Genomic DNA, 18,670 nt, shown 5'->3' with positions numbered 1-18,670 from the left:
TAGTTATCACGACATCATTTGGCAAGATCACTCGTTTCTCCGATTTACGATTTCATGAAAGCATCCGCTGATCCCAGGCTCGACAAACAACGATCCATCTGCCCTCAACCCAGGCGAATGACGCGAGAAACGTCTCGCAGCGCGATGCGTGCGACGCGCGAGCGCAGAGCTTTCTGTTGGAAAACAACGGCTTCCGCCTTAGATCAAGAACAGGCAGGACAGATAGCAGTGAACCGGGACGTGACCGGGCGCCGTGACTGCATTCGAGTATAGATGTTTTATACCTTGTAATAAATGACAGTAAAAATGGAAAATATAAATATTTCCTGCAATTGAGCCAATTCCTGAAAGTATAAACGATATTTATCTTCCGCAACTTACTTTTGATTAACTCTAAAAATTTACCTTGAGAGCACGCAACAAACAGGTGCCGAATGAACAGTTTCCTTGCTCCGGCCAGGCTGACGCACAGGAGCCGGACACGGCTCGCCGTGTTTCTGACGGGCGTTTCGCTGTTCGGGTTTCATGTTTCCGGCGCACCTGTATCTGCTCAGTCTCTCCAGGAAGCCATGGCCGCGGCCTATGCGGTCAACCCGGCCCTCAAAGCCGAACGGTCGAAATACGAGGCAACCAACCAGGGCATCTGGACGGCCAGGTCCGAGTTTCTGCCGACGATCACCGGCAATTATCTCGGCGAGCACAATGCCTACAAGACCCGCAGCGGCACCAGCGACCGTGCCTTCTTCCACGAACTCGGCGTTGCCATGTCGCAAACGCTGTTCCAGGGCCTTGCTGGCGTCAACCGGTTGAACCAGGCCCATGAACAAGCGACTTCCGGGCGCAACCAGTTGATCGGCGCCGAGCAGACACTCATGTTCAACACGGCCGACGCCTATCTGCGCGTCGTTCGGGACCGCGCCATCCTCAACCGCCTGAAGGCCTATACAAGCGTCGTTCAACGCGAGGTCAATGCCGCCCGGGCCCGCTACAGGTCCGGCGACGCCACCCGCACCGACATCGAGCAGGCGCTGGCCCGCCTCGCGGAGGCACAGGGCAATTCCGATCAGGCTGTGGGGGACCTTGAAGCCTCCGAAGCGCTCTATGCCCGTCTGACCGGGCAACAACCGGCAAGCCTCGGCTGGCCCGGGATTCCCGACGCGATCGAACCCGCCGGGCTCGATGACGCGCTCGCCATCGCCTATCAGAACAACCCGTCCATCAGGGCCGCGACAGCGGACGCCCGTGCGGCACGCTATGCTGCCCGCGCGGCGGCAGGCGACATGCTGCCCCGCGTCACCCTCGAAAGCGAATGGCAGAACGGCTACCGCGGCAATCTCGGCAACCGGGACGAAGAGGATTTCCGCGTCGGGGTGCGCGTCAGTGCGCCGATCTTCACAGGCGGGCGGAACATCGCCTCCGTCAGGCAGGCCAGGCACACCGCGGCCCAGGTCGAATACGAACTCGACGACACTCAGCAGATCATCCGCGAAAACGTGACCCGTGCAATCAAGCAGCGGACCGCCTCGCGGCTGCGGGCCAAGGCCGGCAAACGCGCCATCAACGCCAATCGCCGGGCGGTCAAGGGACTGCAGGTGGAATTCGACAGCGGCCAGAGATCCCTGCTGGACGTGCTGGACGGTGAACGGGAATTGCTCTTGAGCCAGGTTGACCATGTGCGCGCACGCTACGACGCCCGCATCGCGGACTTCTTTCTCCTGGCCAACATCGGCCGTCTCGCGCCCCAGCATTTTTCGATCATCGAGGAACGGCCGGCGCCGGTGCCGCGTATCCTGCCGGTGTTCAGCACCTGGGACCTGCGTCTCGGGCCGACAGAAAACGATGCGGCGCAGGAAGGCATGGTCGCGGTGGCCGTAAACGAACCGGTCCTGCTCGGCACCCGTCCGTCGCTGCCGCTGAAGTGACATCGTCCGCCCGCTGGAACGCGGCACGCCGCCTCCTTGTGGCCGCCGCCTTCAATTCCGCGTCCGGTCAGTACTGGATGCTTTCCATCTCTGAAAAGTCTATCCGGGCGCCATCGGCAAGTTCGATGTACCCACCGGCATCCTGGGACAGGGTGATTTCGCCGCCAAGCGCATCGACATTCTCGATCGTGCCCTCGGTCATGGTGACCGACCAGTCCGTGCCGTAGGAGCCCAGATCCGTTCCGTCCGGCGCCTTGCTCAGATCGACGATATCGATCCAGTTGAGGCCTGCACCGCCCTGCATCGTGTCGTTGCCGTCGCCAAGCATATAGGCGAACAGGTCCGATCCGTCTCCGCCATCCATGTGGTCGGTGCCGATACCGCCGCGCAGCACGTCGTCGCCGGCGCCGCCGTAAAGATGATCGTTGCCGCCCTGCCCGAGGAGACTGTCGTCTCCGCCGCGGCCGAACTGCGCATCCCTTCCACCGTCGCCTGTCATGACGTCCGCACCGTCAGTGCCGTAGTCTCCGGCCGTGTCGGTCCCCGCATCGATGACATCCAGTGTGAGGGTCTGCGTGTCTGTGAGGCCTCCCCTGTCCGTTGCCGTGACATCCAGGGTGATGCTGTCCTCGTTTTCATGGTCGATCACCGCATCGTCCTTGAGCTTCAGAACGAAGTCTCCGTTGCGGGCGATCACCTCGAAGCGGTCGTCGGAAACCGTGAAACTGTGCACGTCCCCAAGATCCGGGTCGGTAACATCGATCATTCCCACTTCGGCGCCCGTGTCTCCTTCGTCAATCGTCGCATCTGCGTCATGGACGGACAGGGTCTGGTCGAAAATGAGATCGTTGTAATCCCTGTCACCGCCTCGGGCGACATCCTCGAAGCCGATGGTGATACCGCTCTCCGCGGTGTAATCGTAGCCGTCCGGATTGAGAGTTCCGTCGCCGGAGAAAAACACATTCGCATCCCGGCCAGCGAGCAGGGTTCCGTCGCTCAGGACAGCCTGCCAGTTTCCGTCGCCGTCCTTGCGGAACGACACCTGATCGCCATCCGCGAGGCCGCCATTGATGCTGGCACCGTCGGGGATCAGGAAATAGCCGACATCGGCGGCCTGAACACCTTCCAGGAACACGGTTGTCGTGTCTCCGGGCGACAGCCCGTCAGGGTCCACCCAGACGATCTGGCCACCCGCCGGATCGCCATTGGCATCCCTGTGATAGACGCCGAACACATTGGAGTGGCCGGCATTTTCCTCCAGGAACGTCATGGTCACCGCCACACCCGGCCCCAGGACGGGATCGAATCCCAGCACAGGGGCTTCGTTGATGTCCGCGATGTCGATCGTGAAGAGGCCGTTCGAGGCCGATCCGTCAGACGACGTCGCCGTCACCTCGACATCCACACTTGGCAGGGTCTCATGGTCGAAGCTGACACCGTCGGCGACGGTGATCACACCCGTCTCCGGATCGATTTCGAAGCGGTTGTCCGTGATCGAATATGTCACGCTGTCCGCCGGGTCCGGGTCGACGGCAATGGCGGCGATGCCGGTGGCCACGCCGCCGGAGCCGTTTTCCGCGACGGTGTTGGGCGATGTATCCGCATCTCTCAGCGGTCCGACCGGAGCATTGATGTCATCGACGTCGATGACGTCGATGATCACCGTTTCCGTGTCGGACAACCCGCCGCTGTCGGTGGCCGTGACCTCCACGCTGACCTGGGTTTCGGTCTCGTAATCGAAGGCCTGATCGCTTTTGAGCTTCAGCAGATAGGCGCCATCGGAGGCAATCACCTCGAACCGGTCATCCGACACGGTGAAGCTATGGCTGTCTCCGGCGTCCGGATCGATGACCGACAGGGGCGCGATCTCGGCACCGTAGAATTCCTCGACCACCGCCGTGCGATGGTCGGAGACGATGGAGACGCTGTCGATCAACGCACCGCCATTGTTGTCGGAACCGATTTCAACAAAGGACAGGGTGTTGGAACCATCGCCGGAAGCACCGACGATGTCGTAGGAGAAGGTCTGCCAGCCGCTGCCTGTCGTGGCCGGATCGATCGTGTCGATCAACTCGCCGTTCCAATAGACCTCGGCAACGCTCTGGCCGGTGCTGCCACGGGACTTCATGTCGAAGCTCAGATGGTAGACCTGACCGTCCAGCTGACCGTCGATTTTCTGGGAGGCCCAGCCGTTCGTGAGAGCCGCCAGATCCAGATGGTGATCGCCGTCGCTCGCGCCGAAACCCATGTGGCCGGCCTGATGCACATCGACATTGTCGTAGGTCCAGCCTTCGATGGTATTCGGGTTCTGGTACCAGCCGGACCCGTCCGTGCCGCCCAGTGATCCGTCATAGACCTCGAAGCTGCCGTTGACCGCAAACTGCGTCGCACCGGTTTCAAGATGCACCGTCAGGTCGGGCGGCTCGTTGACATCGGTGATTTCAATCGTGAAAGGAGCAGTCGAGACAGACCCGTCGGACAACGTCGCCGTCACCTCGATATCCACGGACGGCAGAGTTTCATGGTCGAAGCTGACACCGTCCGCGACGGTGATGACACCGGTATCGGGATCGATCTCGAACCGGTCGTCGGTGATCGAATACGTGACCGTGTCAGCGGCATCCGGATCGTCCGCGAATGCCGTCACACCGACATATTCGCCGCCAGAGCCATTCTCCGCGACACTGTTTACCGCCGTATCGTTGTCGGTGACGGGGCCGACCGGGCCGACATTCTCGTCGATGTCCAGAACATCGATCACGACGGTTTCCGTATCCGACAGGCCGCCGCTGTCGGTCACGGTCACATCGACCGAAACCTGGGTTTCGGTTTCGTAATCGAACGCCCGGTCGTCCCTGAGTTTCAGAACATATTTGCCTTCCGACACGACGACTTCGAACCGGTCATCGGACAAGGTGAAGGAATGTGTATCGCCGACATCCGGATCGAAGACCTTGAGCGGCGCGATCTCCGCGCCATGGAACTCCTCGACAACCGCAATCCGGCTGTCGGAGACAATCGAGACATTGTCGATGAAGGTGCCAAAGGAGGAATTGCCGCCGCCGACCTCGACGAAGGTGAGCGTGTCTGTGCCGTCACCGGCCCCTCCGACGATGTTGTAACTGTAGCTTTGCCAGCTCGCGCCGGCTTCCGCGGGATCGACGGTACCGATCAGCTCGCCGTTCCAGTAGACCTCGGCAACTGTTTCGCCAATGCCGCCGCGCGCCGTGGCATCGAAGCTGAACGTATAGACCTGACCTTCCAGCATGCCGTCGATCTGCTGCGCGGCCGTTCCGTTCTGGTTGGCGGACAGGTCCAGGCGATGATCGCCGTCGCTTGTGCCCGCGTCCCAGCGGGCCGATTGCTGAATGTCGACATTCTCGTGAGACCAGCCTTCGATCGACGCCGGGTTCTCGTAGTATCCCTCCGGGTCCGTGCCGGACAACATGCCCTCGAACGTCTCGAAGCTGCCGTTGACGACAAACTGCAGCGCCCCGTTCTCCAGACAGACCACAAGATCCGGCGGTTCGTTGGCATCCGTGATGCCGATGGAAAACGTCTCCTGCGAGGTGGTGCCGTCGGTGGAAGTTGCCGTCACCAGGACATCGATGGCCGGTTCGGTTTCAGCATCGAAATGCGCCCCGTCGGCCACGGTGATCACGCCGGTCTCCGGATCGATCTCGAACCTGTCGTCGCCGGACATCTCGTAGGTCACCGTGTCGGTCGCATCGGGATCCTCGGCAAAAGCCGAAATGCCGACCACATCGCCGGCAGAGGCATCTTCACTGACTGCATTGCCCGTCGCATCGACATCCGTGACCGGTCCGATGGGGGCTTCGTTCTCATCACCGACCGTGACCCGGAACGTGCCTGTCGACGTCGAGCCGTCCGTCGAGGTCGCCGTGACCTCGATGTTGATGAACGGCGTCGTCTCGTGGTCGAGCACCGCGCCGTCGGCAACGGTGATCACACCCGTGTCCGGGTCGATCTCGAACCGGTCGTCGGTGATCGAGTAGCTGACCGTATCGGTCCCGTCCGGGTCTTCGGCGAAGGCCGTCACCCCGACAACGGTTCCGCCGGAGGCGTTTTCCTGGACAGAATTGGTGACCGTGTCGGTGTCCGTGACCGGTCCGATGGGGACCTCGTTCTCGTCGCCGACCGTGACCCGGAACGTGCCTGTCGACGTTGAGCCGTCCGTTGAAGTCGCCGTGACCTCGATGTTGATGAACGGCGTCGTCTCGTGGTCGAGCACCGCGCCGTCGGCAACGGTGATCACACCCGTGTCCGGATCGATCTCGAAGCGGTCGTCGGTGATCGAGTAGCTGACCGTATCCGTCCCGTCCGGGTCTTCGGCGAAGGCCGTCACCCCGACAACGGTTCCGCCGGAAGCGTTTTCAGCGACGACGTTCTGCACAGTGTCCACATCGGTAACCGGCCCGACATCCTCGCCGTCGCCCCCGCCGCCGTCTCCACCGCCATCGTCTCCGCCGTCATCGTCATCCGGCTGCACACCGCCACCGGTACCGTCGCCGACCCCGGAGCCTGCGGCGCGGACACCGTTGCCGCCCAGATCGAACTGCGACAGTTCCGCGCCCAGACCGCGCGCCTGGGGAACCGCACCATCACCGATCCCGGCATCGTCGTTCTGAAGACCGTCGGACGTCTCGACCACGTCGGTGCCACCTCCGGGCAGGCGTACGCCACCGGAACCGCCACCGCCGCCACCCATGCCGAACCCGCCGGCGGCCACACCGTCCGGACCGGTGCCGTCACCACCCCGGCCGCCGGCATCCGCGTCGGCGGAATCGGAACCTTCATTTTCCAGCGGAACCGCCTGGAACAGGTTGGCAACCGTCGCTTCGCCGGTATCTTCCGGCTCGATCGAGAGGGAGTAGTCATTGCCGCCATCCGGACGATACGGGTCGCCGGCTTGCGCTTCAAGGCGTCCCGGTGCGGGTCCGTTTCCGCCTGCGTTCTTCACGGCATCGCCTCCGGAGGGTGTTGCCCCCTGCTTCTGGGCGTTCGCTGAACTGCCGGTATCGGCCATGACTTGCACGTGCTCCGTTAGAAATTAACCTCATCACACGCAGCGTTACCTTAATAAAGTCAGACCTCAATTCGAGAATTACATGTACAGTTTTAGATAAATTCACATTTCCAATGTTCTTGGTAAACGCTTTTGAAACAATTCCGCGTCCTAATAAAGAGCTGGAGGCGCTTACCATGGCATCTTTTCTCATTGAGACTTTTTCCAATACAAAACTTCCGCAGCTGGACTTTACCTCCTCAGTGACTGGTGAGCGGGTAAAAACCCCCGGGCTGCCGCGCTCTGTGATGACCGCCTCCATACTGATCAACATCCTCGGACTGGCCATGCCGCTCACGATCCTGCAGGTCTACGACAGGATCCTTCCCAACAAGGCCACCGACACGCTGGTCATCCTCATTGCGGGCCTCGGCTTCGTTCTCGTCATCGATGCCGTCCTGAAGACCATCCGGTCCTATCTGACCGGCTGGCTCGCCGCCTCCTTCACCCATCAGGCGCATGTGGAGGCCACCCGGCGCCTGTTGAACTCCAGAACCGATCCGGGCTCCGACACGACGGTTTCCAGACATCTGGACTCGTTCCGGTCGCTGCAGTCGCTCGGCGACCAATACGGCGGTCAGGCCAGGTTGCTGTCGATCGACCTGCCGGCCAGCCTCATCTTTCTCGCCGTCCTGTTCCTGATCGGCGGCCCCATCGGGTTTGTGCCTCTTGCCCTTCTGGCCCTGTTCGCGCTGCGCACCGCAAAGCTCAATACACGCCTCGACCGGTTGATCGAGAAGCGGGCGGAACAGGACCAAAGGAAATACGATTTTATCTTCGAGGTCCTTTCCGGGCTCAACACGATCAAAGCCATGGCCTTTGAACCGGTCATCCTGCGCCGGTTCGAACGTTTGCAAACCGGGATCTCCCGTCTCGGCTACGACCATATAGACCTCGACAACCACGCACGCAGTGCTTCCGGCCTCTTCACGGTGCTGACCACCGTCTGTGTGGTCTCCACCGGCGCCCTGATGGTCATGGGCGGTTTCATCAGCGTGGGCGCGATCGCGGCTTGCACGCTTCTGGCCGGCCAGGTCGTTCAGCCGCTTCTGCGCGGCATAAACCACTGGACCGACCTGCAACGCGTCAATCACGACTTTCGCGAGGCGAGCACTCTTTTCGATCTGCCCCGCGAGGAGCGCACGGACGATCCCTATCTGAACGTTGTCGGCAATATCAGACTGCAGAACGCAACCTTCCAGCCGCACGGCGATGCCATTGTCACCGTTCACAATCTGTCGCTTGCGATCAACGCCGGCGAAACAGTCGCCTTCGAAGGCAGTGACGGCAGTGGACGGACGACGCTTGCCCGCATTGTCTCCGGCGATATTGCACCGACCTCCGGCCAGATCCTGATCGACGGCCACGATCTCTACGGACCCGACCACCGCCACCTGCGCCGCCACATCGCCTATGTCGGCAATGACGCGCAGATGTTTTCGGGAACGATCCTGCAGAACCTGACCCTGTTCGGCTCCCGGTCGACACCGCAGAAGGCGCGCATGGCGGCGGACCTGATCGGATTGGAAAAGGACATCCACCTGCTTCCGCTCGGCTATGACACGCCGCTCGGCAACGCGATCGAGGAAAACCTGACCGGATCCATGCTCCAGCGCATCGCGATCGCAAGGGCGCTGGCAGGCGAGCCCAGGATACTGATCCTCAACGACGCCAACGGCGCGCTCGACCACAAGAGCGAGGCCCAGCTGGTCGAGGCCCTCAAGCGGCTCAAGGGACAGCTGACCACCCTGATCGTCAGTCACCGCCCGTCCTTCCGCGCCATCGCCGACAAGCAGTTCCATGTTGAGGAGGGGCGTGTCAGCACGGTGCGCGCGCCGGCCGGCAAACCCCGTTACCAGATCCGCCAGCGCCGCCCCGCCGGCGACGGCACCCGGCAAGTTTAGGAGCGCGACATGTCCCTGGCCGCGTTTGAAAACTCCGATACGATGTTTCAGACCGTCAATCCGGCGCAAAGCCGGATGAATCTGGAGACCCGCGTCCAACAGCATTCCGAGAACACGGCCGAACGGGCCTCGGCCGCGGAAGCCTGCCTTCTGCCCCTGCTTGAAGCGCTCGACTGGGACGGCATGGAGCGGCATCTGTTTGAAGCCCTGCCTCACCAGGAAGGCATTCGCGGTATTTTCGATCTGCGCGCGGTGCTCACGCGCCTGAATTTCCGGACAGCACCCTCCCGTCGCACGTCCGGACAGCTTTCAGGCGAACAGTTTCCCTGCGTTGTCCAGCTCGGCAGCGATACGCTGGTCGGGCTGGGCCGGACCCGTGACGGCCGCTTCCAGGCTTTCAGCGGCGAGATGCGCCGGACAGTCGCCCTCGCTCCCGGCGACCTGAAGGACGCGGATATCTACCTGATCGAACAGGAGGAGGAGACGACCGGCGCCGGGTTCCGGCATTGGTCGTCCCGGCTGTTTCACCAGTTTCGCGGCACGCTCGTGTCGATCATGGCCGTCGGCTTCCTGTCCAATATCCTCGCCCTCGGACTGCCGCTCTTTGTCATGAATGTCTATGACAAGGCGATCGGTGCGAAATCCGTCGCGGTGCTTGTCACCCTGCTGATCGGCATGGCCGTTGTCCTGTGCATGGACTGGATGGTCAAGGGCACCAAGTCGAGACTGCAGGCCTATCTCGGAGTCCGCCTCGATGCCGTGGTTGCCAACTCCACCTTCCGGCACTTTCTCCATCTGCCGCTGCCGCTGATTGCCTCCGCGCCGATCGGCACCCAGATCACCCGGCTGAAGCAGTTCGACGGCGTCCGCGACGTCTTCCACGGCAATCTCGCCAATGCCCTGATCGATCTGCCCTTCTCCGCGCTGTTCGTGTTCGTTCTCGCGCTCATCGGCGGGCCGCTTGCCCTGCTGCCGGCGGGGCTGCTGCTGCTGTATGTTCTGGCCGCGCTGATCATCGTTCCGCGCATGAAGATGGCAATCAACCTGGCGGGTGACGCCAAGTCCCGGATGCAGAACATCACCGTGGAGATCCTGTCCAAGCGCGACGCCATCCGCGCGCTGTCCGCGGACGATATCTGGATCGAGAAATACCGCGCCATCTCGGCGGATTTTGCCCTGAAAAACCTGAAGACCAGGCAATTGTCCCAGGTCATGCAGGTGATTTCGCAAATGCTGATGACCCTGTGCGGCATCGGCGTTCTCGGGATCGGCGCCATTCTGGTGATGAACCAGCAGCTCACCCAGGGTGCCCTGATCGCGGTCATGGCCCTGTCCTGGCGCGCGCTCAGCCCCATGCACCAGGCCTTTCTGAGCCTCTCCCAACTGGGTCAGGCACAACAGACCATCGAGCGCATCAACGGCCTTTTGAAAATCGATATGGAACGGCAACCCGGCAAGCTGCCAAGCCTCTACCGCCAGTTCCACGGCGCCGTCCGCCTGTCCAATGTCGTGTTGCGCTATCCCTCGCGGCAGGAGCCTGCCCTGCGCAATTTTTCCCTGCAACTGGATCAGGGATCGGTCACCGCGATCACGGGTCCCAGCGGCTGCGGCAAGACTTCACTGGTGCGGGCGGTGCTCGGCCTGTACCGGCCGCAGATGGGCGCCGTGCTGGTGGACGATCTCGATATCCGTCAGCTCGATCCGGGCGAATGGCGCAATGCCATCGGTCACGCGCCGGAGCACTACGACTTCTTCTACGGGACGGTCGCCCAGAATTTCCGCATGGCCAATCCGCAGGCAGACAACGACCAGGTGCGCATGGCCTTCGAGGAATTCGGTCTCGAATCCTATGGCGATCTGCTGCCGCAAGGCGTGGAAACCCGTCTGACAGGGCATCTCATTTCCCTGCTGCCGGACAACGTCAAGCAGCGCCTGCTGCTGGCGAGAGCCTTTGTACGCCCTGCCCCGATCTATATTCTCGACGACCCCGCCGGCAATCTGGATTTCGTCGGCGACAAGCTCCTGATGAAGAAAATCGAACAGGTACGCGGCAAGTCGACCGTCTTGCTGACCACCTACCGGCCGAGCCACATGCGCATGGCGGACAATCTCGTCTACATGCAGAACGGCATGGTGGCGATGGCCGGTTCCCCGACAGAAATTCTCGAGGACGTGCTGAAACAGCAGTCCCGATAGCCGACCGGACCGCCGCCGGCCGGCGGCCGGCGGCACCCGACAAACGCCGAGGACACTCCAATGGCCACCAGAGACGATCCGGATACACTTCGCACTGCCGTTTACGGCCGCGTCGGTCTGCCGTTGGAACTGGAAGACGGCGTTCCGCCGGCATTCTATTCCCGCCTTCTGACCGGACTTGTGATCGCAACGCTCGTTCTTCTCGTCTGGGCGGCGATCGGCCAGATCCGCGAGGTTGCCAGCACGATCGGAGAAATCACCCCGGCCGGGCAGATCCTCACGGTCGAACACCTCGAAGGCGGCATCGTGAACGAGATTCTGGTGGAGGAAGGCGAACTGGTGAGAGCCGGCGATCCCATCGCCAGGCTGGAGAAACAGGACACGACGTCCGAACTCGCCCGGATCGAGAGCCGGCTCACCTATCTCGAACTGGAGGAACAGCGCCTCCTGGCCCAGGAGTACAGCAACGCCAACACCGTCGGTCTGCGCCTTGATCCTGCGGTCGAGGGATTGAGCACCCAGCAGCGGGCGGCCCTGACCGCGAACCGCAAGGTGGTCTCCGACGAACAGGACGCCTTCACTGCCCGCGTCGCGCAAAAACGCGCCGAAGTGGTCAGCCTGGAGGCGCAGATGGAGCTTCAGAAATCCCAGGTCGACCTTGAGAAGGAGAAATTCCAGATCCAGGAAGGTCTGCTGCGGGACGGCTACACATCCCGGCGCCGCTATCTGGAAGCCAAGGGCGAATACCAGCGCTCCCAGGTGGCGCTGGAACAGCTCATCGGCAATCTGGCCCAGGCCCGCGAGATGCTGATCGAGGCCCGGGCAAGCCTTGCCCAGGCCGGCGCCGAAGTGAACCGGGTCGTCGCGGACGAACGGGCAAGGATCGCCCAGGAACGGGCGGAACTGAAACAGGAAATCAGCAAGCTGAAGGACCGGCAGGACCGGCTCTTCGTCAAGGCGCCGGTCGAAGGCTATGTCAAGACGCTCGGGCAGTCAGGCCGGGGGGCCGTGGTCGGACCGGGCGACATGATCGCCGAAATCGTTCCGCTGTCCGAAAACCTCGTGGCAGAGGTGAAGGTCAATCCCAGGGACATCGGCCATATCAACGCCGGGGACACGGCAGACATCACCATCACCAGTTACGACCCCAACATCTACGGCACCCTGTCGGCCGAGGTCGAGACGATTTCGGCGTCCAGTTTTCAGGACGAATATGGCGAGTACTATTTCAAGGCCACCCTGGCCTTCCCGGGCCAGACGATCGGGTCGGGATCGAACGAGCGGCCGGTGCGCCCCGGCATGCAGGTCAACGCGCAGGTTGTCACCGGCTCCAAGTCGATCCTGATGTATCTGCTCAATCCGGTCACCCGCGCCGCACGCACGGTCTTCACCGAACGCTGACGGCCGGGAACGGCATCGGACAAAAAAGCCCCGGGGAGACCCCGGGGCTGTTGCGTTCAAACCGGCCCCGGCACAGGGCCGGAGAAGCCGGTGGCCGTCTCCTCAGTGAGTTGCCGGCGTCACCATCGCGTAGATCGTGTCGTGGACATTCAGCACGCCGATAGGCGTGCCTTCCTGATTGACCACATTGGCTTCACCGTGCCCGGTGTCGGCGAAGGTTCTCGCGGCCTCCTCCAGCATGATTCCGCTGGAAATCGTGGGGCCGTCTTCGAGGGTCTTGGTCTTGTCCATGACCGTGTCCACGATGATCACCCGGCCGCGGTTCACTTCCTTGACGAAGTCGGCGATGTAGGAATCCGCCGGCTGAAGCACGATTTCCTGTCCCGTTCCCTGCTGGATGACCGCACCGTCCCGCAGGATGGAGATCTTGTCGCCGAGGCGCAGGGCTTCATCCAGGTCGTGGGTGATGAAGACGATGGTCTTGTGCAGCTCTTCCTGCAGGTCCAGAAGCACAGACTGCATGTCCATGCGGATCAGCGGATCGAGCGCGGAGAAGGCCTCGTCCATGAGCAGGATATCGGCGTCGTTGGTCAGCGCGCGCGCCAGACCGACACGCTGCTGCATGCCGCCCGACAGCTGGTTCGGATAATGATCCTCGAAGCCTTCCAGCCCGACCCGGGCGATCCAGCGCGATGCCCGCGCTTCGGCTTCCTTGATCGGAACACCCTGGATCTCCAGACCGTAGACGGCATTCTTGATCACCGTGCGGTGCGGCAGCAACGCGAACTTCTGGAACACCATCGCCGTCTTGTGGCGGCGGAATTGCCGAAGTTCGCTCTGGGACATCTTGCAGACGTCCTCGTCGCCATAAAGAACCTCGCCCGCGGTCGGGTCGATCAGCCGGTTGATGTGCCGGATCAGGGTCGATTTACCGGACCCGGACAGTCCCATCACCACCTGGATCTTGCCGCCCGGCATGGAGATGTTGATGTCGTTGAGCCCGAGAACATGATTGAACTTTTCGTTCAGCTCGGCCTTGGACATGCCGTCCTTGACCTTCTGGACCATGTCCTCGCCGTTCGGACCGAAGATTTTATAGAGACCCTTGATCTCGATGCCGGTTGCCTCACCCATGGATCACCTCCGAGTGTTTCTGCAGACGCTTGCCGTAGGCCTGGGTCGCGCGGTCGAAAATGATGGCGATTGCAACGATGGCAAGTCCGTTCATGACGCCCATGGTGAAATACTGGTTGGCGATGGCGTTGAGCACCGGCTGGCCGAGGCCTTTCACGCCGATCAGCGCAGCCACGACAACCATGGCCAGAGCCATCATGATGGTCTGGTTGATGCCGGCCATGATGGTCGGCAGGGCCAGTGGCAACTGCACGTTCAGCAGCTTCTGGCGGGCACTCGACCCGAATGCGTCGGCGGCCTCCAGGACATCGAGGTCGACAAGCCGGATGCCAAGATTGGTCAGGCGGATCATCGGCGGAATGGCGTAGATGACGATCGCGATCAGGCCGGGCACCTTGCCCAGGCCGAAGATCATCACCACCGGAATGAGATAGACGAAAGCCGGCATGGTCTGCATCAGGTCGAGGACCGGATTGACGATCCCCTGGAACCTGTCGGAGCGTGCCATCAGAATGCCGATCGGAATACCCAGAAGAATCGCGAGCGTGGTGCACACGGTCACCATCGCGATGGTGCGCATGGTATCTTCCCACATGCCGAAGACGCCGATCAGCAGCAGGGCCACCAGGGAACCCGCCGTGATTTTCACGTCGCGGCTCATCAGGAACACGATGCCGACGAGAACCGCCAGCACCATGGGCCAGGGCGATTCGATCAGAAGGTGCTCGAGCAATATGAGAAAATCTTCCAGCGGATCCGTCGCGCGTTCGAGAAATTCGCCATAGGCGCGGGTAAACTCCCTGAACCCGCTATCGATCGTAACGCGAATGTCTCGCAAGGTGCCCCGGCTGAGCGAGGGAAATTCTATCCAGTCCATCTTCTTTGTCCCGACGGTTTCTTGTGCCCCGAAGTGAAAGGCCCGCACGTTTCGCGCGGGCCCCGTTTTTTTTCAATTCAGCCGATCAGAGGGCTGCCTTGACCTTTTCGGCAACTTCCGGCGTGACCCATGTGGTCCAGATGTTCTCGTAGTTTTCCAGGAAGTAGTAGGCACCATCTTCGTTGGTCGCCTGGTTGTCCTGCATCCAGGCCAGAACCTGGCCGACGGTCCTGTTGTCCCAGGTCCGGCCCTTGATGTAATCCATGGTCGGACCCGCCTTCGTGGAGAACTCGTCGGTCACGACAGTGTAGACCTCGGATTTCGACCAGGCGTTCGGCTTCGGCTCAAGACAGTTCTCGATCGAGGTGCACTTGTCCCACTCTTCCTTGTCGTGTTCGACTTCGAAATCGAGTAGGGTCATGTCGTACTTGCCGAGAATGGCCGTCGGTGCCCAGTAGTAGCCGAGCCAGCCGGTCTTGCGCTCGTAAGCGCGCGACAGGGACCCGTCGAGGCCGGCTGCAGAGCCTGAATCGACAAGCTCAAATCCGGCTTCTTCGAAATTGAACGCGTTGAACAGGTTTCCGGTGGTGATGCGGCAGTTCCACCCGGTCGGGCAGGTGAAGAACGCACCCTTGCTTTCGTCTTCGGCGCCCGGAAACAGTTCCGGATGCTTGAGCACATCGGCGATGGTGTGGATGTCGTGTTCGTCAGCGATATAGGTCGGGATCCAGAAGCCCTCGACACCACCTTCGTTGAGGATTTCGCCACCGATCAGCAGGGACCCTTCGGCCACGGCCTTGTCGAGCGGCTCGCGAATGGCATTGATCCAGAGTTCAGGCGCCATATCGGGTTCGGCCTTCTCCTTCATCGAGGTGAAGGTCGGCATCGTGTCGCCGGTCACCAGCTCCACCTTGCAGCCGTAACCGTTCTCCAGAATGATCTTGTCGATTTGTGCGATCGCGCCGGCCGAAGCCCAGTTCATTTCGGCGACGGTCACCGTGCCGCAATCTTCGGCCATGGCGGACGACGCCATGCCGACAAACGCGGTCGCTGCGACCGAGACAAACAACTTATTCATGAGGATACTCCTGTGCAGTCTATTTGCTTTATTTCCAATTGGGCGCAACGTGCAAACACCCCGAAAGAGGTATTCAGCATCGAGCGCATCCAACGAAAAAGTATAATCGGACAAGAACGCAAAACAGCTGCGAAGGCCACTAGATTAAACTTGTTTAATTTAGCCTTCACTTGACGCATATACGCTGTTCTTGCTCCAACGCCCGCGAGATGACCATGACCAGAGGGAAATAATCGCACCCGGTATTTGGTCCGGCTCAGGGCTTTACGGTCGACACCATTGCATTATGCAGCCGTCAGTACAACAGTATAGACGTAATTCCCATGGCAATCATATCGTAAATTTCAACAACAAGCCCGTAAACGACATTTTCATGCTTGTATTCGCCGCTACGGATAACATCCTTTCCAGAAAATGATTCTTCCGTGCGGCGCCAGCCGCCAGCAAGCCCCGGCTTTTCGCGTCAAGCTTGCAGTTCCCGACTCTGCGCGGCTTTCCCGCATGCCTTCTGAAGACTCTCTCGCCGACCCGGATGCAGAACGGCCCGGCCGCTTCCGCTGGAGTTGCATCGGCAGCCGCAACATTTTCATTGTATTGCGCGAATTCTGCTGCCAAGAGACCTTCAACACATGGGAGACTCCGATGCAGCCGTGCTTTCATCTTGCCTATCACGTGACCGACCTTGACGCGGCCCGCGCTTTCTACGGCGGCCTGCTGGGCTGCGCGGAGGGCCGCAGCGCCGGCACCTGGGTCGATTTCAATTTCTTCGGTCATCAGATCTCGCTTCATCTCGGCACGCCGTTCCGGACCGGAAACACCGGCAAGGTCGGCGACCACATGGTGCCGATGCCCCATCTCGGTGTCGTGCTGGACATGGCGGCATGGAAGGCCCTCGCAACCAGACTGACGGAAGCCGGGCTCACCTTCATCATCGCGCCGACAATCCGCTTCGAAGGCGAGCCCGGTGAGCAGAGTACCATGTTTTTTATCGACCCGTGCGGTAACCCGATCGAAATCAAGGGCTTCGCCGACGAATCCGGAGTTTTCGCCTCATGATGCCGATTGTTCCCTTCGTTTCCCCGCCCGAGTCCGGTGAACGGACCACCTGGGAGGAAATCCTGCCCGCGGCCCTCTCGGGAATTGTGCAGGTCAAGCCCTTCGATCAGCTGTCGCAGGACGAACGCCGCGCGGCAAAGGTGGCGATCGTCGCAAACCCGAACCCTGCTGATGTGGCTGCGCTGCCCGGCCTCGTCTGGATCCAGAGCCTGTGGGCCGGTGTCGAGCGCCTGGCGGCGGACCTGCCGAAGGACGGCCCGCTGATCGTGCGCCTCACCGATCCGCGCATGGCGGAAACCATGTCGGAAGCCGTGCTGGCCTGGACGCTCTATCTCCACCGGGACATGCCGCGCTACATGGCCCAGCAGCGCGCCCGGGTCTGGCGCGAGCATGACCTGACGGGTCCGGAGGACCGTACGATCGGCATTCTCGGCCTTGGCAAGCTCGGCAGCGCGTCCGCGCAACGTCTCGCAGCAAACGGTTTCAACGTTCTGGGCTGGAGCCGCAGCGAGAAGACCCTGGACGGCATTCAGTGCCACCATGGACCGGACGGCCTGCGTGCCGTCCTGAGGCAATCGGACATCAACGTTCTGCTGATGCCGTTGACGGACGACACCCGCGGCCTGATCGGCGCCCGGGAACTGTCGGCCTGCAAGGAGGGCGCGGCCCTGATCAACTTCGCCCGCGGTCCGATACTGGATGAAACCGCCCTGCTGAGCGCGCTCGATGACGGCCCGCTCAGTCACGCGGTGCTGGATGTCTTCAACGAGGAGCCCCTGCCCGCGTCCCATCCATTCTGGCAACACGAGGGCATCACCGTCCTGCCGCATGTCTCGGCGCCGACCACAAGGGCCACCGCCGCAAAGCTCGTCGCAGAAAACATCGCCCGGTATTTCGCGGAAGGCATCATCCCTCCGGCTGTTGACAGACGCCGCGGATATTGAGATTTCCGGCTGCAACGTCGCAATAGTGTCAAGGAAACCGATCTATCTGGCAGACACTCACTCCGTTTTCCCAGACCAGGTATCCTCATGTCCGATCTTCCCGTCCTTGGCGCCGCGCTCACCCTCAAGTCCCTTCAGGTCCACCACAAACTGATGCTCGACAAGCCGAGGGATCTTGAGCTGCAGGATTTCTGGCCGGCGGAAGTCCTGAATGGCGACTGGAAGCCACAGGTCGAACTGGCGAGAAAACTGCTGGACGGCCACCAGGGCCGCCTCGGCATCCATGGGCCGTTCTGGGGGTTCACCCTCGACTCGCGCGACGTCGATGTCCGCCAGATCGTCAGGAAGCGGCTGCTGCAGGGCCTGGAGGTCTGCGAGGCCCTTGGCGGCACCCACATGGTGGTGCACAGCCCCTATTCCACCTGGGACCACAACAATCTCGACAATTATGAAACCGGACGCCAGGACAAGATCGCGCTCTGCCACGACACCATGAAGGACGCGGTCAGGCGCGCCGAGGACATCGGCTGCGAACTGGTGATCGAGAATATCGAGGACAAGGATCCCCATGCGCGCATCGAACTGGCCGAAAGCTTCGGCTCGGAAGCGGTCAGGATCTCCATCGACACCGGCCACGCCCATTATGCCCACGGCACCACCGGCGCCCCGCCGGTCGACTATTTCGTCAAGGCCGCCGGCAACTCTCTGCGCCACATCCACCTGCAGGACGCCGACGGCTATGCCGACCGCCACTGGACCCTCGGCGAAGGCACCATCAACTGGCATTCGGTGTTCGACGCCCTCGGCAGGCTCGACAGCGACCCGCGCCTGATCGTCGAACTTCGCGACCACTCCGGCCTCCCCGCATCCATCGCCAACATGTCGGCACTGGGACTGGCGCAGTAAAGACCGGTCATCGCAACTTGGTGTCACCCCGGCCAAGCGCAGCGAAGATCCGGGGCCCACTCGTTCCCAGAGACGCTGAAGAAAACCATAGCAGCGCGGCACCCGTTACCGGCTTTTCCGCAAGCGGCCCGGCGAGTAGGCCCCGGCTCTCCCTCCGGTCGGCCGG

General features: G+C 61.6%; 12 protein-coding genes. 7 read left to right on the top strand and 5 right to left on the bottom strand.

What is annotated here, in order from left to right:
• Positions 1–434: 434 nt before the first annotated feature.
• A complete protein-coding gene (locus AC0VX3_RS06755; protein ID WP_475524055.1) occupies positions 435–1,922 on the top strand; it encodes a TolC family outer membrane protein in 1,488 nt (495 codons plus the stop codon).
• Between the two features lie 67 nt (positions 1,923–1,989).
• Here the strand turns inward: AC0VX3_RS06755 and AC0VX3_RS06750 are convergent, their stop codons facing one another.
• Entirely contained in the window at positions 1,990–6,969 is a 4,980-nt protein-coding gene (locus tag AC0VX3_RS06750; RefSeq protein ID WP_475524054.1) for a cadherin domain-containing protein, read from the bottom strand.
• 287 nt (positions 6,970–7,256) lie between these two features.
• Between AC0VX3_RS06750 and AC0VX3_RS06745 the strand changes: the two genes are divergently transcribed.
• Genes AC0VX3_RS06745 through AC0VX3_RS06735 form a run of 3 tightly spaced genes read left to right on the top strand, consistent with a single transcriptional unit; the run spans position 7,257 to position 12,509 of the window.
• Entirely contained in the window at positions 7,257–8,912 is a 1,656-nt protein-coding gene (locus AC0VX3_RS06745; protein WP_475524053.1) for a peptidase domain-containing ABC transporter, read from the top strand.
• 9 nt (positions 8,913–8,921) lie between these two features.
• Positions 8,922–11,108 carry a peptidase domain-containing ABC transporter gene (locus tag AC0VX3_RS06740; RefSeq protein ID WP_475524052.1) on the top strand — a complete coding sequence of 729 codons (2,187 nt, stop codon included), beginning with the start codon at positions 8,922–8,924 and terminating at the stop codon, positions 11,106–11,108.
• Between the two features lie 60 nt (positions 11,109–11,168).
• The gene (locus AC0VX3_RS06735) at positions 11,169–12,509 is read left to right on the top strand and encodes an HlyD family type I secretion periplasmic adaptor subunit (RefSeq protein WP_342892913.1); all 1,341 of its coding nucleotides are present in this window, start codon (positions 11,169–11,171) and stop codon (positions 12,507–12,509) included.
• 102 nt (positions 12,510–12,611) lie between these two features.
• Here the strand turns inward: AC0VX3_RS06735 and AC0VX3_RS06730 are convergent, their stop codons facing one another.
• The 4 genes from AC0VX3_RS06730 to AC0VX3_RS06715 form a co-directional block, all read right to left on the bottom strand.
• Complete coding sequence (locus AC0VX3_RS06730; protein WP_475524051.1) at positions 12,612–13,643, bottom strand: quaternary amine ABC transporter ATP-binding protein; 1,032 nt, start codon at positions 13,641–13,643, stop codon at positions 12,612–12,614.
• A complete protein-coding gene (locus tag AC0VX3_RS06725; protein WP_342892915.1) occupies positions 13,636–14,520 on the bottom strand; it encodes an ABC transporter permease in 885 nt (294 codons plus the stop codon). Before AC0VX3_RS06725 ends, AC0VX3_RS06730 begins: the two co-directional genes overlap by 8 nt.
• Positions 14,521–14,605: 85 nt before the next feature.
• On the bottom strand, positions 14,606–15,598 hold the full coding sequence (locus tag AC0VX3_RS06720; protein WP_348151696.1) for a glycine betaine ABC transporter substrate-binding protein: 993 nt from the start codon (positions 15,596–15,598) through the stop codon (positions 14,606–14,608).
• Between the two features lie 330 nt (positions 15,599–15,928).
• A complete protein-coding gene (locus AC0VX3_RS06715) occupies positions 15,929–16,213 on the bottom strand; it encodes a hypothetical protein (protein WP_475524050.1) in 285 nt (94 codons plus the stop codon).
• 27 nt (positions 16,214–16,240) lie between these two features.
• On the opposite strand from AC0VX3_RS06715, the gene AC0VX3_RS06710 reads away from it, so the two are divergent.
• The 3 genes from AC0VX3_RS06710 to AC0VX3_RS06700 all read left to right on the top strand — a co-directional run bounded on the left by AC0VX3_RS06710 (position 16,241) and on the right by AC0VX3_RS06700 (position 18,504).
• Positions 16,241–16,654 (top strand): VOC family protein, encoded by a 414-nt coding sequence (locus AC0VX3_RS06710; RefSeq protein ID WP_475524049.1) that lies wholly within the window; start codon positions 16,241–16,243, stop codon positions 16,652–16,654.
• Complete coding sequence (locus AC0VX3_RS06705) at positions 16,651–17,598, top strand: 2-hydroxyacid dehydrogenase (RefSeq protein ID WP_475524048.1); 948 nt, start codon at positions 16,651–16,653, stop codon at positions 17,596–17,598. The genes AC0VX3_RS06710 and AC0VX3_RS06705 overlap by 4 nt, the downstream gene beginning before the upstream one ends.
• An 87-nt stretch (positions 17,599–17,685) precedes the next feature.
• Entirely contained in the window at positions 17,686–18,504 is an 819-nt protein-coding gene (locus AC0VX3_RS06700; RefSeq protein ID WP_475524047.1) for a sugar phosphate isomerase/epimerase family protein, read from the top strand.
• The last annotated feature ends 166 nt before the right edge of the window (positions 18,505–18,670 follow it).

This window comes from Roseibium sp. QJM3NY_11 (genome assembly GCF_056173175.1).
Note: the sequence above shows the minus strand (reverse complement) of the source record. Positions and strands in the feature narration are given on the sequence as shown.